The 26,617-nt window shown below is 67.2% G+C and carries 18 protein-coding genes and 2 pseudogenes; 8 read left to right on the plus strand and 12 right to left on the minus strand.

Features of this window, described 5'->3' with window-relative positions; translation table 11 throughout:
- Nucleotides 1-200: hypothetical protein (locus tag U9978_RS09920; RefSeq protein WP_322760790.1), on the minus strand; the 200-nt coding region annotated here is incomplete at its 3' end.
- 342 nt (nucleotides 201-542) lie between these two features.
- On the opposite strand from U9978_RS09920, the gene U9978_RS09925 reads away from it, so the two are divergent.
- Nucleotides 543-977 (plus strand): CBS domain-containing protein, encoded by a 435-nt coding sequence (locus U9978_RS09925; protein ID WP_322760791.1) that lies wholly within the window; start codon nucleotides 543-545, stop codon nucleotides 975-977.
- Nucleotides 978-1,063: 86 nt separating this feature from the next.
- Here U9978_RS09925 and U9978_RS09930 read toward each other — a convergent pair whose 3' ends face one another.
- Entirely contained in the window at nucleotides 1,064-2,065 is a 1,002-nt protein-coding gene (locus tag U9978_RS09930) for a hypothetical protein (protein ID WP_322760792.1), read from the minus strand.
- Between the two features lie 102 nt (nucleotides 2,066-2,167).
- A complete protein-coding gene (gene dapF, locus U9978_RS09935) occupies nucleotides 2,168-3,157 on the minus strand; it encodes a diaminopimelate epimerase (protein ID WP_322760793.1) in 990 nt (329 codons plus the stop codon).
- Nucleotides 3,158-3,271: 114 nt separating this feature from the next.
- Here dapF and U9978_RS09940 point away from each other — a divergent pair, with 114 nt between their 5' ends.
- Nucleotides 3,272-4,663 carry an FAD-binding oxidoreductase gene (locus tag U9978_RS09940; RefSeq protein ID WP_322760794.1) on the plus strand — a complete coding sequence of 464 codons (1,392 nt, stop codon included), beginning with the start codon at nucleotides 3,272-3,274 and terminating at the stop codon, nucleotides 4,661-4,663.
- Nucleotides 4,664-4,802: 139 nt separating this feature from the next.
- Here U9978_RS09940 and U9978_RS09945 read toward each other — a convergent pair whose 3' ends face one another.
- Entirely contained in the window at nucleotides 4,803-5,435 is a 633-nt protein-coding gene (locus tag U9978_RS09945) for an FMN-dependent NADH-azoreductase (RefSeq protein ID WP_322760795.1), read from the minus strand.
- A gap of 119 nt (nucleotides 5,436-5,554) precedes the next feature.
- Here U9978_RS09945 and U9978_RS09950 point away from each other — a divergent pair, with 119 nt between their 5' ends.
- The 3 genes from U9978_RS09950 (at nucleotide 5,555) to U9978_RS09960 (ending at nucleotide 11,231) form a co-directional block, all read left to right on the plus strand.
- Nucleotides 5,555-6,103: a MarR family winged helix-turn-helix transcriptional regulator gene (locus U9978_RS09950; protein ID WP_322760796.1), complete on the plus strand. Its 549-nt coding sequence runs from the start codon at nucleotides 5,555-5,557 to the stop codon at nucleotides 6,101-6,103.
- 117 nt (nucleotides 6,104-6,220) lie between these two features.
- Nucleotides 6,221-6,868 carry an isochorismatase family cysteine hydrolase gene (locus U9978_RS09955; RefSeq protein ID WP_322760797.1) on the plus strand — a complete coding sequence of 216 codons (648 nt, stop codon included), beginning with the start codon at nucleotides 6,221-6,223 and terminating at the stop codon, nucleotides 6,866-6,868.
- A gap of 271 nt (nucleotides 6,869-7,139) precedes the next feature.
- A complete protein-coding gene (locus U9978_RS09960) occupies nucleotides 7,140-11,231 on the plus strand; it encodes a SpoIIE family protein phosphatase (RefSeq protein ID WP_322760798.1) in 4,092 nt (1,363 codons plus the stop codon).
- A gap of 722 nt (nucleotides 11,232-11,953) precedes the next feature.
- On the opposite strand, the pseudogene U9978_RS09965 reads toward U9978_RS09960, so the two are convergent.
- The 6 genes and pseudogenes from U9978_RS09965 to U9978_RS09985 all read right to left on the minus strand — a co-directional run.
- Nucleotides 11,954-12,031 (minus strand): annotated as a pseudogene (locus tag U9978_RS09965) (SAM-dependent methyltransferase); the annotation flags it as partial.
- Nucleotides 12,032-12,050: 19 nt separating this feature from the next.
- A pseudogene (locus tag U9978_RS24005) lies at nucleotides 12,051-12,239 on the minus strand (glyoxalase superfamily protein); the annotation flags it as partial.
- A gap of 999 nt (nucleotides 12,240-13,238) precedes the next feature.
- Complete coding sequence (locus tag U9978_RS09970; protein WP_322760799.1) at nucleotides 13,239-14,345, minus strand: RHS repeat-associated core domain-containing protein; 1,107 nt, start codon at nucleotides 14,343-14,345, stop codon at nucleotides 13,239-13,241.
- A 17-nt stretch (nucleotides 14,346-14,362) separates the two neighbouring features.
- Complete coding sequence (locus U9978_RS09975; protein ID WP_322760800.1) at nucleotides 14,363-15,136, minus strand: class I SAM-dependent methyltransferase; 774 nt, start codon at nucleotides 15,134-15,136, stop codon at nucleotides 14,363-14,365.
- A 143-nt stretch (nucleotides 15,137-15,279) separates the two neighbouring features.
- Nucleotides 15,280-16,602, minus strand: coding sequence for a glycosyltransferase (locus U9978_RS09980; protein ID WP_322760801.1), 1,323 nt, complete (start codon nucleotides 16,600-16,602; stop codon nucleotides 15,280-15,282).
- 1 nt (nucleotide 16,603) lies between these two features.
- Nucleotides 16,604-17,500 carry a glycosyltransferase family 2 protein gene (locus U9978_RS09985; RefSeq protein ID WP_416210917.1) on the minus strand — a complete coding sequence of 299 codons (897 nt, stop codon included), beginning with the start codon at nucleotides 17,498-17,500 and terminating at the stop codon, nucleotides 16,604-16,606.
- Nucleotides 17,501-17,885: 385 nt separating this feature from the next.
- Here U9978_RS09985 and U9978_RS09990 point away from each other — a divergent pair, with 385 nt between their 5' ends.
- From U9978_RS09990 to U9978_RS10000, 3 genes are all read left to right on the plus strand, one after another.
- Entirely contained in the window at nucleotides 17,886-18,605 is a 720-nt protein-coding gene (locus U9978_RS09990) for an acyltransferase (RefSeq protein ID WP_322760802.1), read from the plus strand.
- Nucleotides 18,606-18,807: 202 nt separating this feature from the next.
- The gene (locus U9978_RS09995; RefSeq protein WP_416210913.1) at nucleotides 18,808-20,688 is read left to right on the plus strand and encodes a DUF2142 domain-containing protein; all 1,881 of its coding nucleotides are present in this window, start codon (nucleotides 18,808-18,810) and stop codon (nucleotides 20,686-20,688) included.
- A 104-nt stretch (nucleotides 20,689-20,792) separates the two neighbouring features.
- Nucleotides 20,793-23,189, plus strand: a complete 2,397-nt coding sequence (locus tag U9978_RS10000) for a serine/threonine-protein kinase (protein ID WP_322760804.1) — start codon at nucleotides 20,793-20,795, stop codon at nucleotides 23,187-23,189.
- A gap of 31 nt (nucleotides 23,190-23,220) precedes the next feature.
- On the opposite strand, the gene U9978_RS10005 is transcribed toward U9978_RS10000, so the two are convergent.
- Entirely contained in the window at nucleotides 23,221-24,429 is a 1,209-nt protein-coding gene (locus U9978_RS10005) for a class I SAM-dependent methyltransferase (RefSeq protein ID WP_322760805.1), read from the minus strand.
- A gap of 84 nt (nucleotides 24,430-24,513) precedes the next feature.
- Nucleotides 24,514-26,617: haloacid dehalogenase (locus U9978_RS10010; RefSeq protein WP_322760806.1), on the minus strand; the 2,104-nt coding region annotated here is incomplete at its 5' end.

Genomic DNA, 26,617 nt, shown 5'->3' on the forward strand with positions numbered 1-26,617 from the left:
GGGTGGAACTGGGGGAGAAGAGATAGCCGGAAACCGGCGGGCTGGCGGCGGAGGGGGTCGCCAGCCCGCCGGTGCACCACCTGCTCACGGCTCTTTCTGCGATGTGAAGCGCCGTGACCACTGGCCATCGTGATCCAGACGACGATCGCGCTCAGCGCGACGTCGCCGGCACGCCTGAGGCTGCCGAGATCGCTGCGCATTCTGGTCCCATGCCCGGTCCGAGGGGTTCACGCCGATTCGCCCTTCTCCACCGTACGGCATCGGATACGTGCCCTGATGTGGGCACATCTCATGCCGTTCACGACGCGACCGGCGTCGCCACCTTAGTGGTCACGGTCCAGACCAGTGGCTGGTCACCCACGTGGTCGGGTGGACCGCCAGCAGTGAACGCGTCCGCCCGCGGCATGCGGCCACACATCCGGGGTACCAACACGGGCGTGGCCGAGGGCGCTCGCGGTGGACGGCGGCACGGCACGCACCACAGGTCGCCGCGGGTCCGTAGATCTGGTCAGACGATCTGACCAGAAGGAGAGGGGATCCGCATGACTACCGCACATCAGATCATGCACCGGGACGCCGAGTGCATCGGTGAGACCGAGACGCTCGTGGACGCCGCCCGCAGGATGCGGGACCTCGGCGTGGGCTCGTTGCCGATCTGCGGCGAGGACAACAAGCTTCATGGCATCATCACCGACCGCGACATCGTGATCAGGTGCCTCGCCGAGGGAAAGGACCCCACGACGACGCGGGCCAGGGATCTGGGGCAGGGCCGGCCGTTCTACACCGACGCGAACGCCGACCTCGATGACGTCATGCGCCAGATGATGGACCATCGGATCAAGCGTCTTCCCGTGATCGAGAACAACCAGCTGGTAGGCATGATCAGCGAGGCCGACCTGGCCAGAAACCTCCCCGAGGACAAGCTGGGCCAACTCGTGGAGGCCATCAAGTCCGGCCCCGCCGATCGCCTCACCTGAGGCCGCACCTGAGGCCGCTGTTCGGGCCAGGCGATGCGCGAAAGCAGCTCCCCGCGCGTATCCCTTGGCCTGGGCGGGCGGGGAACTCAGACGGCGGGGAACGAATCCGGATCGACGCTGCTGGTGCTGGCGTTGCCGTCGATGCTCTTGTACAGCGTCAACGTGAAGGTCGTGTACTGAGTCTGAGTCGAGAAGTACTTCGTCTGGTATGGCAACGGTTGGTCGAACTTGCTGAAGGCGCAGTCCCGGGTGAAGCGGGAAGCGGCGGACTCCCAGTCCGTACCGGTGGTGAAGAACACGTCGAACGTCCCGTCCGGAATGCCATCGGCGACCACCGTCTGACCAGCCCGGACGTAGATGTTCCGGATCAGGGTGCCACCCCCGGTCAGCTTGATCACCGCATCGGTCGTGGCCGCCTTGATGGTCAGCTTACCCAGACCGCCACGCTTTCCCGGGCTGAGATTGCCGTTGGCAGGTTGGCGGTTGAGGTCCGGCTGGGCGGCCGGCATGAACGTCCCGACCTTGTACGACTGCGCGGGATCGGCGGACGCGATCGCGGTCGCGGCCGAGCGCAGCGCCCGCGCGCCGTCACCGCTGGCAGCCCTCGGCATTCCAGCGCCGCCTGTGCACAGTGTATGATCACGGGCGTCACCGGCCAGGCTCGAAAGATCACTGGTCAACGTGGACAACGCAACGACAAGATTCTTATGAGCGGCCGCGACGTCGGCCGGGGGCCGGATCCGCGACAGCGTCAGGCCCTGGGTTCGCAGCTCGGCCGCGGCGCTCTTGAACGCGTTGGACAGGGCAGCCGGCGTACCGCTGAGAAAGACGGCCGAAAACTGAGGGGCCAGTGCCGAGTCCAGCGCCGAGAGGGCGGCCTGGTATTCGCCTGACGTGATCGGGGTGGGAGTCGAGATGGGTGTCGGGGTCGGTGCGGGTATCGATGATGACGCGCGACTGGTCGGGGACGTCGGCCGAGGCAACCCGTCCCGGTTACCGGCTTCGCCGCAGGACGTGGCTAAGCCGCCGGCGACCAGGGCGAGCACTCCGCCGCACAAGACGAGCAGTCGACTGCGCAAAAGGATCATGCCCGACACTCCATTGAGTCGAAACGACCTATGACGTTCAGTGTAGGACAGACCGCTCGCCGTGTACATTGAAACCGGACGATTGCGCCGAAGACGGCTATCTCATACGATGATTCCGCTGTCGCGGATCCGCCGTATGTTCTTCTCATAGAACAGCTCGTAGGCGGATATCTCATCGGTGAGCATCTCGACGTCGAGTTCCCCGTGCTGGCCACGCCGCAACTGCTCCGCGTCGACGACCGCACGGTAGACAAAAGTCGCGTTGCCTTCCAGCCGCGGAATCCGGGAACCGCCCGGACCGAACGTGACACGGCACACCGAGCTGCCACCCGGGTTACGGACCACGACCGCCTCATCCGCGGGTACATGACCGAGCCTGGAATACACCATGCGTGACGCGACCACCCCGGACCCGCATGACGGGGTCAGCCCGGCTCCCCGCTCGAAGGTGCGGACGAAGATTTCCCGCGGCGCCGAGAGCGGGCGTATGAACGACACGTTGGCACCGGCCGGGAGAACGTGCGGTAGTTTCGCCGCCGCGCCACCCACGGCCACCAGCTCGCCCTCGTCATACTCGTCGACAATCGCGACGAGGTGCGAATTGGGAACGGCGACACCGGTGAAGCGCAGGTGCGGGTGCAATGATGCGATCATGGTGTTGACATGCTCGGCGCCCGGGCTGACGATCGGGACGTCCGCAGCCCGGAATGTCACCGGGGGAAGCTCTATGGCCACGGCGGGGACGCCGGCAGCGACATCCTCGATCCGTTCAACCCGGAACCGGCCGCCGCCCGTCGACACGTCCGAGATCTCGACACCTCGACGTTCGAGGATGAGTCGACCAACACATCGCAGGCCGTTACCGCACAGTTTGGCCGGTGTTCCGTCCGGATTGAAGAAGAACGCTTCGGGCACTTCTCGCGCATCGTCCACAAAATACAGACCATCGCTGCCCAGCGGACCCTGCCGGTCACAGACGAGCCGAACGAATTCGATGAGTTCGCCAGTCGTCGCAAAAAGCTCGCCGGGTCGGCCGTCGACAATGAATATGTCATTGCTTGAGCCATGAGCCTTCAGCAGCTCGAACTTCACGGCAGCCCTCCCACCTCGACCTGCGGTTCAGTGTAGTGCGACGGCCGGAAACGGGCCGGTCACCGGCGGGCCGCACGATCCCGGCGCAGGCTCTACTGTCGGTTGGTGGCGCGGATGCGAACCAATGAGGACACGACGGCCAGTGCCCTCGAAGCGGCACTGCCCGACGGTGCGGTGATGACCGATCCCGATCTTCTCGCCTCCTACCGACATGATCAGGCGGCCGGGGCGGGCGCCGGGCAACCGGCCGCCGTCGTCTTCCCGCGCACCACCGCACAGGTGCAGGCGGTCATGCGGGCCGCGCACCGCCGGCAGGTGCCGGTGGTCCCGCGCGGCGCCGGCTCCGGGCTGTCCGGCGGGGCCAACGCGACCGACGGATGCGTCGTCCTGTGTCTTGACCGGATGGACGCGATCCGCGAGATCCGACCCGCCGACGGATACGCAGTCGTCGAACCCGGAGTGATCAACCAACGGTTGCGTGACGAGGCGGCCGCGCACGGCCTGCTGTACGCGCCCGACCCGGCGTCGCGGGAGTGGTGCACGATCGGCGGCAACATCGCCACGAACGCCGGTGGCCTGTGCTGCGTGAAATATGGTGCCACCCGCGACGCCGTGCTCGGCCTCGAAGTCGTACTGGCCGACGGGCGGGTCACCCGGATCGGGCGTCGCGGCATCAAGGGGGTAGCCGGCTACGACCTGGTCGGGCTGTTCGTCGGCAGTGAGGGCACCCTCGGTGTCGTCACGCAGGCCAGACTGCGGCTGCGCCCATTGCCGCCACCACCGACCACCGCTGTCGCGCTGTTCCCCGACCTGGTCAGCGCCGGACGCGCGGTCGAGTCGATCATGATGGTGGCCATACCGTCCCTGCTGGAGCTCATGGACGCGACGACGCTGGCCGCGGTCGAGCGCTTCGCGCCGATGGGCCTGGACACATCGGCGGCCGCTCTGCTCATCGCGCAGAGCGACCTTCCTGGTCAGGCTGGTGACAACGAAGCCGACACCATCCTCACCGCGTGCGATGCGGCAGGTGCCACTGAGGCTTACCGCTCCGAGGACGCCGAACAGGCCGACATGCTGCTCGGCGCCCGTCGCCTGGCCTTTCCGGCGCTCGAACGACTCGGCGCGTGGCTGCTCGACGACATCGCGGTACCGCGCTCACGGCTCGCCGAAACGATCAGCAGTATCGAGCGGATCGCCGCCGACCGCGAGGTCGTCATCGGTACCTTCGGCCATGCCGGGGACGGCAACCTGCACCCGACGATCGTGTACCCGCACGACGATCCCGACGCCGCCGTACGCGCGCTCGCGGCCTTCGACGACCTGCTGCACGTAGCCCTGCGCGTAGGCGGGACCGTCACCGGCGAACATGGCATCGGCATGATCAAACGCCATGTCCTCGCCGAGGAGCTGGATCCGGTCGCCCGGTCGCTGCACGACACCGTGAAACGCGCGCTCGATCCGACCGGGATCCTCAACCCGGGTAAGGCGCTGCCGCTGCGCCCGTGACCCCGCGTCCGATCTGCCGCCAGGCGCTGCAGGCACAGCGCCGTACGAGTCAACCCGAGAGTGCCGTGCCCGGTGCGCAGGCCCGTGCCCGCTGTGCGGGCATGGCACTCTCCGGCGCCTGGAGTCCGACCGGAACCGGTCAGGCTGCCGCGCGGGCCAGTGCGGCCTTTTCGGCGGCTTCCCGCGACTGCTCGGCCAACGGGACGAGCTCGGCCATGGCCGGGTTGATCGCAGCCATCGTCAGTTCGACGTGGATGAAGCTGATGTCGGTCGCGCCGAGCGCCCCGAACACGTGCCGCAGGTACGGCTCCTGGTGGTCGTTGCCCTCCTGCGGGGTACCCGGGCCGTACGCCCCACCGCGAGCGGTGATCACGGTGACCGGCTTGCCGGTGAGCACGCCGGGGCCGCCTGTCATGTCGACCGTCCGCCCGATGGCTATCACATTGTCAAGCCACGCCTTGAGGGTCGAGGTGATCGACCAGTTGTACATCGGGACGGAGACCAGCACGCTGTCGGCCGCCTCGAGTTCGCTGATGAGTTCCTCGCGGGCCTGCCAGGCCGCGGTCTGCTCAGCCGTGCGCGCCTCGTCCGGGGTCATCGAGGCTGTCACGCCGTCCCAGCTGATGTGTGGCGGCGGGGTGGCGGCCAGGTCCCGGTGAACGACGGTGCCATTCGCGTGGCTGTCGGCCCAGGCAGCGGCGAACTGGCCGGCGACGGCCCGAGACGCCGAGCCCGGACTCACGCTCGAGTCGATGTGCAGGAGTGTGGACACGCGATCTCCTTGCCGTGGTGGATAAATGCAAAATCAGATCATGCCGACAGATAATCATCTTCGTTGGCACACATCATGTGCAGAGACTATCTCAGACGACGAACAGTAGGATCGGATAGGTGGACCATTCGGAGGTGCGGGCCGAGGTGAGCGAGCCGGTGGCCGTGCTGCCCGAGGAGCTCCACGAAGACCTCGGCTGGTTGCTGAGCCAGGCCCTGCACGGGTTTCACCAGGCGGCACAGACCGCGGTCGGGGACTTTCCCGGCGGACTCCGCGGGCTTCAGGTGCTCTCGGCCACTGCCGGCGGGTGTGAGCGCAACCAGCTTGAAGTCGCCCGCTGCCTCGGTGTCGACCGCTCCGTCATGGTGCGGTTGATCGACGACCTCGAACGCGGTGCGCTGGTCAGACGGTGTCCCGATCCGGCCGACCGGCGGGCGCGCATCGTCCGCCCGACCGAGGCCGGTCACACCCAACTCCGGGAGGTGACCGCCCGTCTACGCCTGGCCGAGCAACAGATTCTGGCACCGTTGACCGCCCAGGAACAGATCAGTTTTTCCGACGCCCTACGGCGCGTGGTCGCCGGTGTCCTCGCCTCAGGGCTGCCGCCGGTGCCAGGTCCGCTCGCCGGCCAGGGAACGTGCCCGGACGCGCAGGCCGAAGAGACCTGACCACGCCTTCCCTGCCAGATTGTCCCGGCCCCGCGACGCCGCGGGCCCTATTGCCGGACGCTCCAGAGCGGTAGCGTGAGATAACGCACAACATCCGCCGCCGCAACGGGAGATGTGATGGGCCTGAACCCGACCGAGACCGCCGTTGTCCTCATCGAGTTTCAGAACGACTTCACCACCGACGGTGGCGCGCTGCACGGTGCGGTGGCGGATGTGATGGATCGGACCGGGATGCTCGCCAACACGATCACCGCCGCCGAGCAGGCCCGACAGGCAGGTGTCACGATCATCCATGCGCCGATCTCGTTCGCCGCAGGCTACGGCGAGATCAGCGCCAAGCCGTACGGCATCCTCGCCGGGGTCGTGGAGAGCAACGCCTTCATCAAGGATTCGTGGGGCGCGCAGATCGTCGCGGGCCTGACACCCGCCGTGGGCGACATCGTGGTCGAGGGCAAGCGCGGCCTGGATACGTTCATGAGCACGAACCTCGACTTCATCCTTCGGAACCGGGGAATCAGGAATGTCGCGCTCGGCGGCTTCCTGACCAACTGTTGCGTGGAATCCACGATGCGGACCGCGTACGAGAAAGGTTTCAACGTCTTCACCCTCACCGACTGCGTCGCGGCGACGTCCCAGGAGGAACACGACAACGCCATCGCCAATGACTTTCCGATGTTCTCGCATCCGGTGATATCGAAGGAATTCGTCGCCTCGATCGGTGCCACGGCCAAACCGGTCGACTCCAGCCGCGGCTACACAGCCTGAACCCCACTGTCTGAACCGTCTGAACCGTCTGAACCCGCCTGGGCCACGCGGCTCGCGCCGGGCAAGGTGCCCTGGCTCGGCGTCGGGCGCCCGATATCACCAAGGCAGTCAGGCACGCACCGACAGAAGCGATCATCGAGCGGGTTTCCATCGGGATCGCGCGGGTATCTTCTGGGTCTTTACCGAAGGACCGACGCAGACCGGTCCGGCTGTGGGTCGGGTGCGGGGAGTCATGGTGCCGTCAGATCAGGAGTCGGCCGCCGGAGTGCACATGGACCGCGGCCGGCAGAACCGAGCGCCCGGGCAGTCACGCGCCATCCAGGAGGATCCGAACATCATCACCGAGCGCTCCACCGGCGCAGGCCCCGGCAGTCCGTATCCGGTAAGCACGGAGCACCAGAGCACGGAGCACCACAGCAGCCAAACGTCCACGACCGGGAGCACCGAAACGACCATGGCCGCAGCGACGACGGCTGCGATCCCAACAGATCTGGCCCAGATGTTCGACGCCGGCGGCGCCACCGGGGCACTGATGCGTGACCTGGACTGGTCCGTGACACCGATCGGCTCCCCGTGGGCCTGGCCACAGACTCTGCGGACAGCCATCGGCATCTGCCTGTCGTCCCGGTTCCCCATAGTGATCTTCTGGGGACCGCGGCTGGTGAAGATTTACAACGACGCCTACATGGCGATGCTCGGCGACAAACATCCGTCCGCGATGGGCCGAGCAGCCGCGGAAGTGTGGTCGGAGATATGGGATGCCGTCAGACCGATGTTGTCCGCGGTACTGGCCGGCGAAGGAGCTTTCCGCTACGAGGACGAAATGCTCCCCATGAATCGACACGGCTATCAGGAGGAGTGTTATTTCACGTTCTCCAATGGTCCGCTCCGGGACGAGTCCGGTCATGTCGGCGGTGTATTCAGCGCATGCACGGAGACGACCGCGCAGGTGGTTGGTGCGCGTCGGCTGCGGACGCTGCGGTCACTGGCATCCAGCACGAACGAGGCGCGAACCACTCAGGAGGTGCTGGAACGGGCAGCCACGGCGCTCGGCGAGGCCCGCGCCGATGTTCCGTTCGCGCTGCTCTATCTGGCTGGCGGCCTCGATGACGGCCAGACTGTTGACGGAGCTGTTGACGGGGCTGAGCCCGGCCACGAGCCCACCCTCCATCTCGTGGCCGGCGAAGGCATGGACAACATCGAGGCGACGAGTACGACGTTGGTCGGCGAAGCACGTGCGGCGTTCGACGAGCACGAGCCGACCCTGGTCGAAGGGCTGGCGGTGCCCGCACCACGGCTCGGCGTCGTCAGACGGGCTCTCATCCTGCCGCTGCGGGCGGTGGGCGCGCGCGGAGTTCTCGTTGCAGGGGTCAGTCCCCGGCGCCCGTGGGACGACGACTACCGCAGCTTCTTCTCCCTCGCCGCCGATCAGATCACCAGTTCGATGTCGAACGCGGTCGCATATGCGACAGAACGTAACCGAGCAATAACGCTGAATGAGATCATTGCGGCGAAGACGACTTTCTTCGCCAACATCAGTCATGAGTTCCGTACGCCGCTGACGCTGATGCTGGGCCCTGCGCAGGACGCCCTCACCGACGAGAGGTTCCCGCTCGCGGAGGTCCAGCGCGAACGGGTCGAGCTGGTCCGCCGCAATGCGCTACGGCTGCTTCGCCTGGTCAACAATCTGCTGGACTTCGTCCGGATCGAGGCCGGCCGACTGGAGCCCCAATACGAGCCCGTCGACCTGGCCGGCCACACCGCGGACCTGACACGTATGTTCCGAGCTGCGACCGAAAAAGCCGGCCTCGCCTTGGTGGTGGAGTGCCCGCCGTTACCCGAGCCGGTGTGGATCGACCGTGACCAGTGGGACAAAATTATCATCAACCTGCTGTCGAACGCCCTCAAGTTCACGCTGCACGGCACCATCACCGTCCGGGTGGCCGCGGTGGATGAGGGCCCGACCCGTTGGGCCGAACTGTCGGTCACCGATACGGGCATCGGCATCGACACGGCCGAGCAGGTCCGCCTGTTCGAGCGGTTCCGTCGTGTCCCGAATGCGGGCGGGCGCTCGCACGAAGGCGCGGGCATCGGCCTCGCGCTCGTCGCCGAACTCACCGCTGTGCACGGGGGCAGTGTCACCGTGCACAGCGCGCCGGGAGCCGGCAGCACCTTCACCGTCCGGCTACCGTTCGGTCACGCACACCTGCCTACCGACAGCGTTATCCCCGCCGGCCGAGGTGCCCGAACGTCCGCGCCTCCAGGTACTCTCACGGAATCCGCGGATGGGCTTCTCGCCGAGGCGATGCGGTGGTCCAACCGGCCGCAACCCGACGTTGCCGCTGCTGCCGTGCGCCCACCTCCAGACAGCGATGACGGCCGGGCGCGCGTGCTGGTCGTGGACGACAATGCCGACATGCGTGACTATCTCGTCACGCTGCTGTCCGACGACTACGACGTGACGGCAGCAGCCGACGGGGCCGCGGCACTCCGCCGAATCCGGAACATTCCGCCGGACCTGGTACTCACCGACATGATGATGCCGGGGGTCGACGGTTTCGCGCTGCTCGCCGCCATCCGTGCGGACGCCTCGACCGCGCATCTGCCAGTAGTCGCGCTGTCGGCGCGCGCAGGAGAGGATGCCGCGGTCACCGGACTTGAGGCAGGGGCCGATGACTACCTGACCAAACCATTCTCGATCGCGGAGCTGCGAACGCGGGTGCGGGCAAATCTGGAGCTGGAGCGGGCACGCCGGGTGGGCGCGCACTATCTGCACCTTCTCGACGACTTCCCACTGCTGATCTGGCGGTCCGGCACGGACGGCGGATGCGACTACTTCAACAACACGTGGCTTTCGTTCACCGGTCGCACAGTCGAGCAGGAGCTGGGATACGGCTGGGCGGACGGTGTGCACCCGGAGGATCTCGACCGTTGTGTCAACGTCTACCGCGAGGCATTCGATGACCGCAAGCCCTTCGAAACGGAGTATCGGCTGCGCCACGCGGACGGCGATTTCCGATGGATACTTGATGTCGGCCGTCCCATCTTCGACCTGGCGGGCCGCTTCACCGGATACATCGGCTCGTGTCTGGACCTCACCGAACGACGGCGGGCCGAGGAAGCGGTGCGGACCACGACGGTGATCGAACAATCGGCTGCCCGTGAGCACCGGATCGCCGCCGAGCTCCAGCGAAGTCTTCTCCCCACAACATCCTTCGTTCACGGCACGCTGCATACCGCCGTGTACTACCGCGCCGAAGGCGAGACCGAGGTCGGCGGGGACTGGTACGACGTGATCGATCTCGGCGCCGGCCGAACCGCGCTCGTCATCGGTGACGTGATGGGCCGGGGGGTGCGCGCCGCGGCCGTCATGGGACAGCTACGCGCGGCGGTGCGTGCCTACGCCCGCCTCGACCTGCCGCCGGCGGATCTCCTCGAGCTGCTCGACGGGGTTGTCCGCGACCTCTCCGAGGACTCGATCGTGACCTGTGTCTATGCGGTCCACGACGCGCTCGACCACTCCCTGACCTTTGCCAGGGCCGGTCACCTGCCCCCGCTGCTCATCGACCCGACCGGTACGGTCCACCAGTTGACCGATGGATCGGGGCCTCCCCTGGGCGCCGATCTTCCGGAATTCACCGAACAGCGGGTGGCCCTCCCCCGGGGTGCCGTGCTGGTCCTCTACACCGACGGGCTGGTCGAGCAGCGCGGCCGTGACATCGACACCGGCATCGACAAGCTCTGCGGATATCTGGCCGGATCCCGCGACATCCCTCTCAACGCGCTGCCGGCTCTGCTCGTTGACCGGATGCTCCCCGGCGACCAGGACGACGACATCGCGTTGCTGCTCGTCCAGGTCGCACCGCCGTTGTCAGCGGATGGCGCGTTGTCAACCGATGGCGCGTTGTCAACCGATGGCGCGTTGTCAACCGATGGCGCGTTGTCAACCGATGGCGGTCAGCCCATCCTGCACATGGAGATTCCCGACAGCTGTCAGGGTGTACGGGAGGCCCGCCGGGCTGCTGCCGCAGCGCTGGAATCCTGGCGGATCCCACCGGGGCGTGCCGCCGACGTCGTTCTTGCGGTCAGCGAGCTCGTCACCAACGCCGTCCTGTACGGGAGACCGCCCATGGACCTGAGGTTACGACCGGCCGGAGGCGAACTGGTGCTCGACGTCCGCGACGGTACGGCCACCTTGCCACGGCGGCGGCGAGCGACCGCCGACGACGAGCACGGCCGCGGTGTCCATCTCGTCTCGTTGATCGCGGATCGCTGGGGAGCGCGAACCACCGACAGCGGCAAGTCCGTCTGGTGCACCTTCATGATCGACCGCCCGCAGAACGTTCACCCCCGGCCCAGGTGATGATCTATCTTTGGCCCAGATGACGATCCACCTCTGGCTCAGATGATGATCGGCGCGAGTTTGTCGCTGTGTACGCTTTTCGGCCGGAAAGGCGTACCCGACGACAAACTCGTGCCGATCTTGCCGTTGGTCGCGGCACGATTCAGTCGTGAGCTACGGTTCGCATCACGGCGTGCGACCGACCGCGCTGACGACGGCACCGGCGGACGCCGGTCTTCGCCGCGATGAAGCGCACCATCCGACGCATAAAGGCACGGCCTGCGCGGGCAATGGTCCGCATCTGCGGGAAGGCTTTAGAGCGACCAGCAATAGGGACGCGGCGTCGCGGGACCGGGGCACGCACCTCGCCGCATCGCTCCCCGGCTATCGCTTCGCGAGGCACGAGTACCCCGGCTCGTCGGTCGATACCCACAATCAGGTCGACACCCACAATCAGAGTGACTCCCGCCGCCGTCTCACCATGCACGCACCCCAGCCCCCTTCCTTCATCCACACCCCTACTGCCAGACGCTCCTGACGATGTGAATCTGATGCTCCTCCCACAACACCAGATTCACATCGTTCCCACAGAGCGGCCGGCAACACAAGCGCGGCCTCGCGGGGCCGGGGCACGCACCTCCCTGTGTTGTCGTCGGTCGACACCCACAACCAGGGTGCGGCTCTCCTCCGTCTCGCGATCTACGCACCCAAGCCCCATCCCTTGATCCACGTCTCTATTGCCGGGCGCTCTTCATCACCTTTTCGGCGGCGTCCCGGTCCGCCGGGTAGTGGTCCTTGCCGCCCAGGTAGTAGTCGTACATTCGGGCGCTGTGCGGGACAGTCGGGTCGGGCGTCGCCGCTGTGCTCGGATAGGAAAAGCCGCGCCCGGCCGCTCGCGACGCACACGAACGCGGGGAGCCCGGGTTCGAAGCGGTGCTCCCACTCTTTGACGAAGCCGATCCGCGTATACCAGGCGACGGCTCTTTCGGCGTTCTTGACGTGCAGGATGGGTATCGCTTCCTCGTCCACGCCGGCAAGTGTGCCACTGTGGCCCCGAGCGGTGGCTTGGACGAAAATCGCAGAAATCTATTACTACCCGGCCTCAACCGCTGGCGGATGGTCGGGGCGTCACCGTGGCCAGTGGGGCTGGATCCGCGCAGGTACCCAGGGTGCACTCCTGGAGTACCAACGGCTTGCCCTGCGGAGACGAGCCTGGCGGCCAGGCAATGTTCGTCGCTGATGACCATATCGTCCCGGCCGGCGGCTGCGGCTTGAGGGAGGGGAGCGGCAGAGGCGGGATCTGCCGAGTCGACGGCCGAGCTGACGGTTGCGGCGTCGCGTGCGGACGGGCGACAACCCGCCTAGCACTGGCCAAAGCCTGGCTCCCGGCGTTGGTTGGACTACTGTCCGACGGACGTTCCGCCGGGCCTTGGGAACTTACTGCAGGTGATGGTGCGCTCGGCGACGCCGTCACTTCGTCGGCAGCCGAGCCTGCCACAGGCGGGGAAACAGAAACCGTCGAGGGCGCGGAGGGCACGGAGGGCGTCGGCACAGGCATGGGTAGATGCGCTGCCGTCGAGTGTGGTGAACACGCAGCGATCGCAACCAGCACACTCACCGTCATCGACCCAACACGAAAGACCGTCTTCGTTCCGCTGGGCACCCGATCCTTGGGCTGCCAGAGCAGCCGACCGTAAAACATGAAAATCAGTATAAAACTTTCCATGCCTATCCGAACATGAATATTCTGGAAAAACCGCTACATTTACACAACAGATACGCAACAGATCTATCGATTAGTTACCAGCGGAGCTCGGTCATCGCCGCACGCACAAACGCTCCGAAGAAAGCAGCGTGGAGCATATGCGACCCTCCACTGAACCCGGGCGATTCGGTTTCCAAATCCATTTCTTGAAAAATAATTAAGTAGAGCGGCGCGGAGCGGTACAAACCAAATTGGGTCACGGCAGCGACAAGTGGCACGCCACCTTGATGCGGGTCGCGAAACTCTAACGACTCCGAATTATTTCATGAGATGTCACCGTCGTCGAGGTTCCTGGGTGAGTCGGGAAAGGTGGGCGGGGCGGAAGGCTTACCGCCACCGGACGGACCGCCGGCACCACCCGCAGCCGGATCAGGCGCAGGCTCGTCCGGCACACAAGTCGTCGCCAACGGTGACGGACCCCCCGCCGAGGCGCAGCTACCATCCGTGCCCTGCCCAGACGCCCCATCCCCCGACCGCAACGAATCCGCACAGGTCCCCAGCACACAGTCCACAAGATCCAACGGTGTCCCCGCCGGCGACGAACCATCGGGCCACTCGATATTCGGCAACGACGACACAGCCGTCCCCGCCGACGACTGCGGCTTCAACTGCGGCAGCGGGATCGGTGGAATCGACCGCTTCAACGGCGAACCCGCGTTCGTACTCGCCCTACCCTTGACACCACCACCATGGCCACCGCCGGCACCGGCACCGTTGCCGCCACCGCCACCACCGTTGCCATTGCCGGCACCTGGATTCGGATTGCCGTTCGGATCGGGAGCGGGAAAGTCATTGGGATTGGTTACCGGCTGCGACGAACCACGAAGAGCGAAGTACTCCACGGTACCGGCAACCGCCAACCCCACCACAATAAGGCCGACCCCAGTCCACGAGAGACTACTCCCCGCCATCATCTCAGCTTCAAGAATCGCCTCTTCCGCGCTCAACGACGCGCCCGATACCGATTCATAAATCGAACCGACTGCCCGACCCCCCGCCTTAACCCCGTTAACCACTGAATGCTCAAATCTGCCAACAACCCTGAGAAAAGAATGCCCCGACGGATCGTTGAACGCCAGCGGGTTCGCGTTGCCATACACATACCGATTCGCCGAGATCCCCGACGTCAACGGCAGACCCGCACTGTCCCGAGAGACAAACCCACCAGTACCGGGTGTGTACCAGCGGGCCTCCGCACTCACCTTCGCCGTCGTCGGATCCGTCCACGACCCCTGAAAGCCGACCCGCACATTCGCACTACCCGCCGTCGTCGGAACCCCGAACGGATCGAACACCTTCTGATCGGTCAGGCCGGCACCGTTGACGGTGAACGCCGCCACCACATCCCCGTGGGTGTCAGCCAATGGCACCCAACAATCTGCCGCAGCTATGGCTCATCTGTTGTTATCGGCGTGGGCTGCGGGAACCTTCGACGATCTTTGCGGGCGTGGGTGAGCACCACGCTGCCACCGCCGTCTGGGCTGCGCCGGTCCGACATCGCCACGACGGGCGAGAGCAGCGCAGCCGCGTTCCAGCCGAGACGGCCGCCGCTGGCCGACAGCGTCAGGTACAGCCGTTCGGCCAGCGGCGATCGGAACAGGTAGGTCTGGCGGACCACGGACAGGCCGCGGCCGTCCAGCAGTTCCGCCAGCTGATCACCCGTGTAGGTACGTTTCACCTGATATCTCTCCCGATGGCGGGCAGCCAGCCGCGGCCAGCGGTGCGCCCGGGTCAACGCGTCGGCGGACAGGACGAGATCTCCGCCCGTCTTGAGGACCCGCGCCATCTCGGTGAGCGCACCCGGACCGTCATCGAAGTGCTCGATCGCGCAGACCGACATCACCACGTCGAACGAGCCGTCGGCGAACGGCAGCGTGAGCGCGTCCCCCTCGATGAGAGCGGGACGCCCGCGCAATCTGCGACCGAAATCCAGTTTACCCCGGGCAAGATCGACGCAAACGGCCCGAGCTCCGTGCCGGACGGCCTGACCAGCCCAGTAGCCATCGCCACCGGCGACATCCAGGACGGTGCGCCCGGTCAGCTCACCCGCCCACTCCAGCAACGTGCCCACTTCACGGCGACGAATCACATGCACCTGGTGACCGACATAGGCCACAGCCTGGTCACGTAGTGAACTCGCAGACCACCCCGAGGACGGCATTCCCGGCGAAGGCACCCCTGGCACGAGTCACAGTCTGCCCGCCACCGCCGGACCGGACATCCCGCGATGAAAGCACTACACTCCGCATCGACCACGGTGCCAAAAGCAATACAAAACAGCACAGAATCTGAACAGAAAGTGTCCTAATGGACGCTCATCGCACCCATGACCACATTCAGATAGCGGGCCCACGCCGCATCCGCGTCCGGGGGGACGACCGCGGCCCGCAATGCCTTCAGGACGCCCGGCTCGTAGAGCCGCCGCAGCGCCCCGGCCAACGACACCGGGTCGCCGGGTGCGGCAAGAAGCCCGTCCACGCCATCACGTACGGTCTCGGCCAATCCGCCGACTCGGGTCGCCACGACCGGCAGACCGTGCAGGTGGGCAAGGTCGACGTTCTGGGTCGCCGTCGCCGCTCGGTAGGGCAGAACGAGCGCATCCGCGGTCGCGAACAACCCCGGCACATCGGTCACCGGCACATATCCGGGACGCAGCTCCACCCGCCCGGCCAGGCCGAGCTCGGCGACGAGCTCGCGGGTGCGCTCGATACCACCCCAGAACTCCCCGGCGACAGTCAGGCACACATCAGGTGGCCCGGCCGCCAATGCCGACAGCAGGACATCCAGACCTTTGTAGGGTCGGATGAGCCCGAAGAACAACAGTCTGCGCCGGACGCGATCCCCGTCTTCTGCTTGGTCTCCTGCTCCATCGCCATCGGGGGACGATCGGATGTCACCATCCGCGGTATCCATCTCACGCCACGTCCGCAGATGCGGCGCCATCACAGCGACCGCCACCGGCCGATCCGTCAACGCACGGGCCTGTTCAGCCTCGGCCTGCGTGTGTACGACGACCCCCGACACCCGCCGCAGCACGGCCCGGATCAGCGGTTCATCGCCGGCGCGCCGCTCATGCGGCAACACGTTATGACACAACGCAAGGACAGCAGGACGGTCGGTCGGAAATCGACCAGCCGGTCGGAGGCCGGCGAGGATACCCCCCGGCCGCAGACCGGCGATCATCGTTCCCGCCGGTCGGAGGCCGGCGAGGATACCCCCCGGCCGCAGACCTGCGATCGTCGTTCCCGCCGGTCGGAGGCCGGCGAGGATACCCAGATAGGCCGGCGCCTGGATCGGGGTCACCACCACGATGATCACCGCATCGGCGCTGTGGCACATCCGCCGGCCAAGTCGTACCCACGAATCCGGGCGGCACCACGACAGCGGATACGCCGTGGCCGCGAAGGGCTCTGTCTCGGGGTGACTCACGCGCTGGCGACCCGGGTAGAGCCGGGCCGGATACTGCCGCGACCATGACTCTATCCGCACACTGTGACCACGCGCGGCGAGCCGGTGTGCCAACTCCGTCGTGTGCTGGGCGACGCCTCCCTTGTACGGATGGGTCGGACCCACGATCGCAATACGCGCCCGGGGTGTTCCGGGCGGCGACGGCCCAGCTGTCGACATCTCAGGTATCACTACGGGAACGGACTATCAGGTCGCCGATCAGGGCCAGTACCACGATCTGAAAACCGACCAGAATCGCCAGCAGCGTGGACGTGGTGACCCGCAGGTTGTACCGGATGAGATCGGCGACGAGCTTCGCGAAACCCAAACCCATGATCCACAAGGCGATCGGCATCAGCACCCTGATCGGGTCGAAGTACATGACCATCCGCAGCACCTGCAGGATATAGCGGCGCGCGTCCCGGAACGGATGGAACTTGCTCGTACCCGACCGCTTCGCATAGTCGATCGGAATGTAGTCCACGGGGTGCTGATTCGAGAGAAATGCCATCGTGATCGTGGTGACGCAGGAGAATCCAGGCGGTAGTAGCCGCAGGTACGGCAGGGACACATCTCGCCGAAATGCCCGTAGACCCGAGTTCAGATCGGGAATCTTCATGCCGGTCAGGCGCTGCGCGATCATCCGGATGAACCACTTGGCCGGCACCCGCGCCCACTTGTGCGTTCCCTCCTCCGTGGTACGCGCACCCACGACCTGGTCGACGTCGGGGTTGGCATCGAGATGGCGGACGAACTCCGGAATCCGCTCGTTCGGATAGCTCATGTCCGCGTCGGTCCAGACCACGATCGTCCCGCGGGCGTCCTGCGTGCCGATGCGGCGCGCGGTGCCCGAGCCGCCGTTGCGGCGGAATGAAATCAGCCGCATCCGCGGGAATCGATGCATCACACCACGCAGCACGGCAGCTGTGTTGTCGGTCGACTTGTCGTCGATGACCAGCAGTTCGTAACTGTAGCCACTGGCATCCATGGCGGTACTGATCCGCTCCAGCTCGCAGACCACATGATCCTGCTCGTTATAACACGGAAGCACGATAGTCACGTATGGCGCGCCCGTCACGTACGGCTCGGTGGATATCTCCGCTACCGGCCGGACCCCGGATCGCTGTCGGTTCAGGGTGGGTGTGCCCGCTGTCGCGATGGTCGGAATCTCGGTACCCACGGTCGGTGTACTCGAAATCTGCGCACTGGGAGTCGGCGCACTCGGACCGACGGATGCACGGACAACACTGCCACTCACGTCGACGCTGCTCCTGATAGTCAGCCGGAAAGCACGAGTCCACCGGTACCGCTGGACTGCTCACGGATCGAATGATCGTCGCCTCCCCCGCATGCGCCTGGAGCCCAGAGTTGCACGGCATGTCCGAACGCCGGGGATGGACGCCTCTTCGCGGTTACAACACGGCCATGATCGCTTCGTCTCCGACCGGTTAGGCTTATCGACCATGGGTGGACTCAGCGATCGGCTCGGCAGTCATGTCAGAACGCTTGATCGGCAGTTCGTCAACGACCTTCGGGAATACGCCCGCAATGTCAGGACGCTGCGTGCCGGGCGGGAGGCGTCCGCGCGCTCCTTCGCGGCGGGGTTGCGCTACCCGATCGCGCACGGGCAGCCGATCTGGATCGGATCGCCGACCGTCATCGAAGGGCACGAACGCATCGAGTTCGCCGACGGCGCGGCCCTGCGGATCGGCCTCGGCCCGTTCGGGATCTCGACCCGACGGGACACCTCCGTGCTGCGGATCCATCCCGAAGGACGGCTGCGCTGCGAGGGGATCGCATCGGTACAGCGCGGGGCGCGCATCGTGGTGGACTCCGGCCTCCTGCAACTCGGCCACAACGTCAACATCAACGGCTTCGCGAAGATTCTCGTGCGGGAGCGCGTGAGTATCGGTGCGGGCTGCACCATCTCCTGGGACACCCAGATCCTCGACAACGACTTCCACCCCATGACCGTGGATGGAGTGGAACAGCCGATGAGCGCCCCGGTGATCCTGGAGGATCGCGTCTGGATCGGCACCGGGGCGATCGTCCTGAAGGGTGTGACGATCGGCGAGGGTGCCGTGGTCGCCGCGGGCGCCCTGGTGACCCGCGACGTCCCACCGAAGACAATCGTCGCGGGCTCGCCAGCCAAGATCGTCGGCCAGGTCGACTCCTGGCGGTAGCTCGATGCAAGCCGCCGACCGCATCACGGGAGAGAACGACACATCCCGAGGCTATCACTGATAGTAGCTTTTCGCGTACTTAGAGTTGCTACACTTCCCGACGTCGATCAGGTGCGAACGAATCGGGGCTGGCATGACCGTCGTGGGCGTTCGGGATACGCGCGTTCGGGGTGTAGGCGCTCGGGGAGTAGACGCTCGGGATGTGGGGCCGTTCGGATCCCGGCAGCCTCATGGCGCCGCCACCGGACGGTTCAGTCCAGCGGCACTGGCGCGTCAAACCCCGGGGCACATCTGGTTGGTCACCGGGCTTTTCAGCATCCTGCTCGCGTGCTGGTCAGTACTGGTGCCTCAGTATCACGCACCGGACGAACCGAACCAGGTCGACGCGATCATGCGAATCGTCCAGGGCGACGGCTGGCCGCGCCCGGGCAACGCCTTTGTGACGGCCGACGGCGTCGGAGCCATCGCGGTGTCACCGTTCGGTAGTCCCGCGGACCCCTACGACCTGACGGTCGACCCGATCCCCGAGCGGGACGCGGTAGCGCGCTCAGCGCGACCTGCATGGGACAGACTCGCCAGCCCCGGGCAGCCGCCCGGCTCCATCCAGCAGCTCGTCCAACATCCACCGTTGTACTACTGGATGAACGCGACCATCCTCGCCGCGTTCCCGGCCGGCGGGGACACCCTGCGCTGGGACGTGACCATCGGCCTGCTACGGATGATCAGCGTGTTGATGGTGGCACCGCTGCCGCTGCTCGCGCATGCGGCCACCCGCCGGCTGCACCCGTCCCCTGTCGCCGCGACGGTCGCATCGCTGACGCCCTTCGCCGTGCCACAGCTGGTTCACATCGGTTCCAGCGTCAACAACGACAACCTGCTGATCCTGTTGGGCGCGCTGGTCACGGTGGCGGTCACCCACATCCTGACCGGGGACACCTCGGCACGGACCGCGGGGTGGACAGGGCTGCTCACCGGCCTGGCGTTGCTCACGAAGGCCTTCGCGGTTGTGCTGGTAGCCATGGTCGCCGGCGCGTATGTGATCATCTGGCTACGTGGCGCGCGCCCGTCCAGGTGGTCGATCGCACTGTGCAGTTCCATGATTGTCGCTGCCGGCGGGTGGTGGTGGCTGGTCAACATCATCAGATGGGGCACGTTCCAACCGCGCACGCCGGGTTTTCCACCCGGCCGGTACATCGGATCGAACTGGACCGTCTACTGGAACTGGATGTCGCAGGGCCTGCTGGGCCGATGGTGGGGTTCGATCGGATGGTACGAGGTCGATCTGCCGTTGCCGCTGGTGTTCGCCGCCTCGGGCGTCGTCGCCGGGCTGGCCGCCTGCGCCGTGATCCGCGCCGCCGGCTGGACGGACCGGACGAACCTGGCGTTCATGCTGTGGCCGACCATCGCCCTGCTGGTCGTCGTCGCGGTCGGGGCAGCCATGCACGTGGCGGCCACCGGGTACATCACGGGGATCTCCGGCCGTTACCTGTTCACCGGCTTCACCGGGATAGCCGTCCTGGTCGGCATCGGCACGGCCACGCTGCGACCTCGCTCCGCCCGCTGGATGCCGCTCGCGCTCCTGACCGCCGCGATCGGCATGCAGGGGGAGTCGATCAGCGAGGTCGTCACCTACTTCTGGCGCCCGCCCGCGGGCGGCGTCACCGACGCCTGGGATGCCATGACCGCATGGTCGCCGTGGCCGGTGGTCGGTGTGGAGGTCTTCTTCGTGTCCGCCGTCGTCCTCACCGTCGTGACCGCGGTGGCGGTGACACGCGCCTGCCGGGAACCGACAGCCGGGCGCACCGCCCCTGCTGCGGCACCCGCCGTGCCGGCAGCACCCGCTCTGTCGGGCGTGCCGTGCGCCGAGCTGAACGCGGTGCCCGCCGGACCGGCGCAGAAATCCCCGGCCGGGATCGAAATGATCGACACCAGCCGGCTCGACGCGTCCGTTCGGCACTGCCAGGGTCCCGACCTACCACCAGCCGTGTCGTTGTCGGGAAACGTCACGCTGATCGGGCGCTCAGGGGGCGGGTGGCCGCTCCCGCCGCGCACCGCCCAGCCACCCGCCGAGGACGCCTCCTGACGAGGACGATTCCTGACGGGCGCAGCAGACCCGGAACGCGACCGCGTACGCTGCGCACAGGCCCTAGGCCAGGGCATCGCACCATCGGTATCAGGAGGACGCGGGTGTCCCTGCCGCCCTCGCCATCCGGCGCGTCCGCGAGCCCGTCCGCGAGCCCGCCCGCGAGCCCGTCCGCGAGCCCGCCCGCGGCGCTGGCGCCCGCCGACCCTGCGAGCCTGGGTCGCTACGTGCTGCTCGGTCGCCTCGGCGAGGGCGGCATGGGCACGGTCTACCTGGGCCGCGCACCGGATGACCGATTGGTCGCGGTCAAGGTGATCCGCGCCGAGCTCGCCCGCGTTCCGGAGTTCCGCGCCCGGTTCCGCCGAGAGGCCGCCGTCGCCCAACGGGTCGCCCGGTTCTGCACCGCCGAGGTTCTCGACGTCGTCGACCCCGCCGACGGCGCGCCGTACCTGGTCACCGAGTACATCGACGGCCCCACGCTGACGCAGGCCGTAGCCCGCGGCGGTCCGCTGCCCTCAGCCGATCTCGAACGGGTCGCGGTCAGCGTCGCCGCCGCCCTCACAGCCATCCACGCGGCCGGTCTGATCCACCGCGACCTGAAGCCGTCCAACGTCCTGCTCTCACCGCTGGGACCGCGGGTCATCGACTTCGGCATCGCCCGCGTCGCGGATGCCGAAACAGTCATCAGCAAAGACCTGCACGTGGTCGGAACGCCGGCGTTCATGGCACCGGAACAGGCCATCGGGGATCCGGTTACCGCAGCCGCCGACATCTTCTCCTGGGGCGGGCTCGTCACCTTCGCGGGAACGGGCTCATACCCGTTCGGGGAAGGCCCGACGCACGCCCAGCTCTACCGGGTCGTCCACCATGAGCCGAACCTCGACGGTCTGCCGGACATGCTGCGCAGCGTGGTCGAATCGGCGATGCACAAGGCGCCCAACGCGCGACCCAGCGCTCAGGAGCTGCTGATTCGCCTGGTCAACCTGGGCACGACCACCAAGCCCGACCCCGAGGTCACCCAGCTCGTGCGGACCGCGTCGGCATCCCTGCTGCCGCCCCAGGTGGTGCCCCCCGACAACGGCACATCCCAGACGCAGGCAGCACCGGCAGCTGTCTCACCGACGAGGCACGCCGGCGACCGGATCACAGTTGACCAGACCGACCCGGGCAGCCACCGGCGCCGGCGCCTGCTTCCGTGGCGTAGCCCACTGGGACGGGCTGCGACGGTGGCCTGCAGCGCCGTCGCTCTGGTGGTCGCCACCGTCATAGCGATCATGGTGATGCTCCCCACCAACGGGTCGGGGACCGATGTCCGGGGATGGGGCGAGGTGGCACGCAAGGTCGCGGCGGATGCAGACGCGACCCGCGGCGTCAACGCCACGCTGGCCGCCCGGCTCAGCCTCGCGGCCTACCGGATCTCACCCGGTCCGCAAACGCGGGCGAGCCTGATCACGTCGTTCGCGGGACGCTACGCTAAACCACTGACCGGTCACACCGTGTCCATCCTCGGTGGAGCGTTCAGCCCCGACGGCAATCTGTTCGCCACCGCGAGCGCGGACCGGACCGTCGCGCTCTGGGATGTCACCAGGCCGGCCCAACCGACCCTGCTCGCGACCCTGACCGGGCACACGGACTGGGTGCTGGCAGTCGCGTTCCACCCGGACGGCCGGACCCTGGCGACCGGCGGTTTCGACGGCACCGTGCGGCTGTGGGACATCACCGATCTGCGTAAGCCGGTGACCCGCGCAACCCTGACCGGACACAACGCGCGCGTCCGGGACGTCGCGTTCAGCCCTGACGGGCGCCTGCTCGCGACCGCCGGGGACGACAACACCGCCCGACTGTGGGATGTGACCGACCGGACCAAGCCGCGCCAGCTCAGTGTGCTCGCCCGACATCAAAGCTGGGTGCAGGACGTCGCGTTCAGCTCTGACGGGCGCCGGCTGGCGACCGCGAGCGCCGACAACACCGCCCGGCTCTGGGACGTCAGCGAGCCCACCCAGCCGATCCCCCTCGCCTCCCTCAACGGCCACACCGACTACGTGTGGACCCTCGCCTTCAGCCCGGACGGAAACACACTGGCAACCGGAAGCTATGACGGCACGGTCCGCCTGTGGGATGTGCGCGATGGGCGGGCCCCGACGAACCGATCGACGATCAAGGCGGATCCCCGCTGGGTCCTCGACACCGCGTTCAGCCGGGACGGTCGCATGCTGGTCACGTCCGGTTGGGACACCACCGCGCATCTATGGGACGTCTCCGCCCCCGATCATCCGCTGCCGGCAGGGGTGATCAGCGGCCACACCGACTGGGTCCAGGGGCTCGCCCTGCACCCCGACGGCCACACATTGATCACATTCAGTGACGACCGGACCGCACGCATCGCGACCATCGACCCGGACGAGCTTGCCACGCGCGCCTGCGCCGACGACGGCAACCGCCTGAGTGCCGCCGAGTGGGCGGCCCACATCCCGGCGCTGCCGTACTCCGGGATGTGTTAGAGCGACCGGTCGTCCAGTCACGGGTGACCGGTCACCGGTCACCGCGCAGCAGCGATATGGCCGCCCGCAGCCGCGGATCACCGATCCGGGTCCGCAGTGCGGCGCCCGCAGCACGGGCCGCGTGCACCAGAGCCGGCTCATGCGCCGGTGAACCCTGCGACCTCGACGCGCGTGCGGCCGGCCACGAACGCGCATCCATCGACCCCAGCTCGGCACGCAGCTGTCGCGATGTGTCGCGCTCGGCTTCCAGCGCGCGCTCGCCCGCAGCCACCGCATCGAGCAGGCTGAGCTCATGCGCCGCATGGTCGGCCACGGTTGCGTCGAAGCGTGCCCACTCCCGCTGCCGGCGCCGGGCCGCCTCGGTCATCTCGTCCTGGAGCCGGATCACGTACAGGTAGAGATCCAGACGGTTACGTTCCAGCCGGGTCAGCAGAGTATTGCCGACCCAGGGGGTCAGTAGATCCCCCACCCGGGCAGCCCAGGGTGCCTGCCGGTCCACCACGACACCCAGACCGAAGATCGGTGAAACCAGGTGGAAGCGCAGCTCAGGTCGGTCCGCGACGAAGTCCTCCACGGCCGTGCGGACGCCGTTGTGCGGGCCACCTTCAGTCAGCGCCCAGGCGAACGCACCTTCGCCCCGAAAGCCGCCCCGTACCGCCGCCGCACTGTCGAGCCGTACCCCGAGATCCCACGAGTACGGCTGTCGCTCCCGCTGCGGGATCCGGTCCGGCCCATAGTACTGATCACGACGGCCGGCGGGCCAACCCACGTCATGCAGGATGACCAGCGGAAAGTGGCTGCGCCCGTGGGCACGGGCCGTCTCCTCGACAGCGCACAGCTCGGCGGACACGGTGGGGAAGTTGTGGTCACCGTCGATCAGGTAGGCATCGGCCGACGGAAGGCCGTCCAACGCCTGTGGGCTGAAGCCGCGCACCATCACGACCTCGACGTCCTGCCCCGACCCGGGGACGTCGCGAGGATCGGGATCGACGATCAGGAGCCTGCCACCACCGTGGCGTCGCAGCATGTCCACGAGCAGGGAGCTGGTGACACCGCTCTCCGAACCGATCTCGACGACGCTGCGTGCCCGCACAGTCTCCAACAGCGGCAGCCATACCTCCCGCAGCTCGGCGAGGGAGTGCAGCAGCAACGGTTGGAGGGTGCGTTCGGTGACGGATTCAACGGTGTCACCCGACCCGCCCTCATCCACAGCGACCCCGTCCACACCAACTTCGTCCACAGCAACCTCATCCACAGCAACCTCATCCGCTTGGAACGCTCTGGCCGATTGTCCCCCGTGGAGCGCGTAACCAGGCCCTCCGGGTCAGAATCGGCTTTCGAACTCCCGCAGCAACCGGCGCGCGGCGCGACGCGGCAACGGAGTGGTCCCGGCCGACCGGGTGGGGATCGCCAACGGATCGGAACCGATTGCCAGCCAACCGAAGGCCATCTCGATGTCGATGGCGTAGGTCGCCGCGAGCTGTGCCTGCGCCACCGGATCGATGACGTAGACGAACTGCGGGTCGTCGCTGTGGATCTCGATCAGATTCGACTGCAGCGTCCGCGCCCCGACCAGGTGCAGCCGTGCCTCGTCAGCCACCGACGTGATCGTGACCGTGTACGGCTCGGCCAGGTTGTTGAGGTGGAAGGACAGCCGCAACCAATCCAGCCGCATCAAGCCACGCCGGCCGGCCGGGTCGATGCGCACCCGGCGGACACCGACCCCGTCGATCCGCAGGCGCACCCACGACAGCCCGTCGCGCGCGGACCGGGTGACCACGGATTCCTTCGGCCCGTTGACGAAGTCGCCGCCGGTGTCGACGTAGACCTCGACCGGTCCGGCGGCAGCCTCCGGTGAGACCTCCGCCGCGGAGATCCCGGCATTCGTCGCCAGCCCACTGATGACGGCAAGGGGCCGGTTCGCCACCGCCGCGACCCCGGCCGGCCAGTAGAGTTCCTGCATCGGGATCTTCTCAAGATCGGCCGCCGTGAGGTACGGCATCCGGCGCAGCAGATCGGCAGGCAGCAGCCCCTCGGACACATCCGACCCGAAGTTGTCATCGTGTGCCCAGACCCCGAACGCGAGCGCCTCGGACGAGGTGGGCCGGGTCACGAACCGCGCGAGGGTGCGCAGAGCCGCCAGCCGCGCTCCGTCATCGAGAAGGGACGGCATCGGCGTCTCCGACCGGCGGTAGCGCAGCCATTCCCGCTGGTAGGCAAGTACGCCGTCCTGGACGGCTACGCGCTGCGCGACCTGCGTTCGGGTGGTGTGGTCGGGACCGAGCACGGGGTTGCGGTCCTCGTCGAAACCGATCAATGAACCTATATCGGGCATGCAGAGCTGTTCGAGCACCTCGGGACTGCGCATCACCTGACCGAACAGCGCATCGGGTTCGCCGCCCGAGGCGATGTATCCCTCCAGGTGCAGCCCGGCAAGACGGTGTGCCTGCGAACCGGTGCTCGTCGCCAGGTACAGGCCGACCACCTCGACATCGCGGCCGCAGGCGGTCAGTAGGCGTTGCAGCAACGCCTGGATGGTGCCACCCCAGCCGAGGTCGACGACGACGACCGTGTCCGCCTCACCGAGGTGTGCGTCCAGGTAGCGCAGGAAGCGCTCGCGCAGCCGGCTGGCGGTCATCACGATCTCGCTGCGAACGCGCTCGTCACCGCACAGGGCCTCCAGGGTCTCGGACAGCAGACCCGGGACGTCGAGGCGCCGGCTGGCCAGCGCGGACAACCCCGCCACCTCGTCCATGCCGACTCCGAGCTGGCGCAGCAGCTGGCCGACACTCGGTGGATGCCGGCGCACCAGGAACCTGCCCAGCTCTTCAGGGGTGCCTTCGTAGATGTTGGCCAGCGCGCACACGTGGCGCGAGGCCCACAGCGTGGACGCCTCGATCCCGACCTCACCGGCCGGCTCCCGCAGGACCCGGGCGAGGAACGCCCCCTCGCGCATCAGGCAGTGGACGCGATCAACCCCGAGCTCCTGCGCCCGCGCGGCCGCCCACTCGCCGAATCCGGTGAACACCGGGCCGAAAACGGTCGCGCCGGTCTCCCAGTGCCGGCGCAGACCCGAGGGAACCGCGGTGGCATCGGTGCGGTGCAGCGTCCGGGCCCGAAGCGCGGTCATACCGTAGTCGCCGTGTTCGGAGTCGATCGCGGTATCGGAGGTCGGACCGCCACGCAGCCCCTCCAGCGTGAGCGTCGCCTCCAGCCCACCGGAGTACTTGGGGTAGTGAACCGCGATGATGCCGTGCTCGCGGGCGCCCTCGACGTCCGCTACCGGGTTGTCACCAAGGTGAATGACCCGGGATGGCGCCACGCCCGCGGCGGTCAGCACATGGGTGAACAGGCCCTCGCTCTTGCTCACACCGGCGTCGCTGGAGGTGAGGATCTGGGTGAACTTGATCCCCGTGAGCTCCGGCCGG

Origin of the sequence: Protofrankia sp. Cr2, from assembly GCF_963555885.1 — a bacterium.
Lineage (GTDB): Bacteria > Actinomycetota > Actinomycetes > Frankiales > Frankiaceae > Protofrankia.

Bases quoted from the DNA above. Each gene is read 5' to 3' on its own strand.
- U9978_RS09925 (WP_322760791.1), top strand. From the start codon at position 543: ATGACTACCGCACATCAGATCATGCACCGGGACGCCGAGTGCATCGGT.
- U9978_RS09930 (WP_322760792.1), bottom strand. From the start codon at position 2,065: ATGATCCTTTTGCGCAGTCGACTGCTCGTCTTGTGCGGCGGAGTGCTC.
- U9978_RS09940 (WP_322760794.1), top strand. From the start codon at position 3,272: ATGCGAACCAATGAGGACACGACGGCCAGTGCCCTCGAAGCGGCACTG.
- U9978_RS09955 (WP_322760797.1), top strand. From the start codon at position 6,221: ATGGGCCTGAACCCGACCGAGACCGCCGTTGTCCTCATCGAGTTTCAG.
- U9978_RS09960 (WP_322760798.1), top strand. From the start codon at position 7,140: ATGGACCGCGGCCGGCAGAACCGAGCGCCCGGGCAGTCACGCGCCATC.
- U9978_RS09975 (WP_322760800.1), bottom strand. From the start codon at position 15,136: ATGCCGTCCTCGGGGTGGTCTGCGAGTTCACTACGTGACCAGGCTGTG.
- U9978_RS09980 (WP_322760801.1), bottom strand. From the start codon at position 16,602: ATGTCGACAGCTGGGCCGTCGCCGCCCGGAACACCCCGGGCGCGTATT.
- U9978_RS09990 (WP_322760802.1), top strand. From the start codon at position 17,886: ATGGGTGGACTCAGCGATCGGCTCGGCAGTCATGTCAGAACGCTTGAT.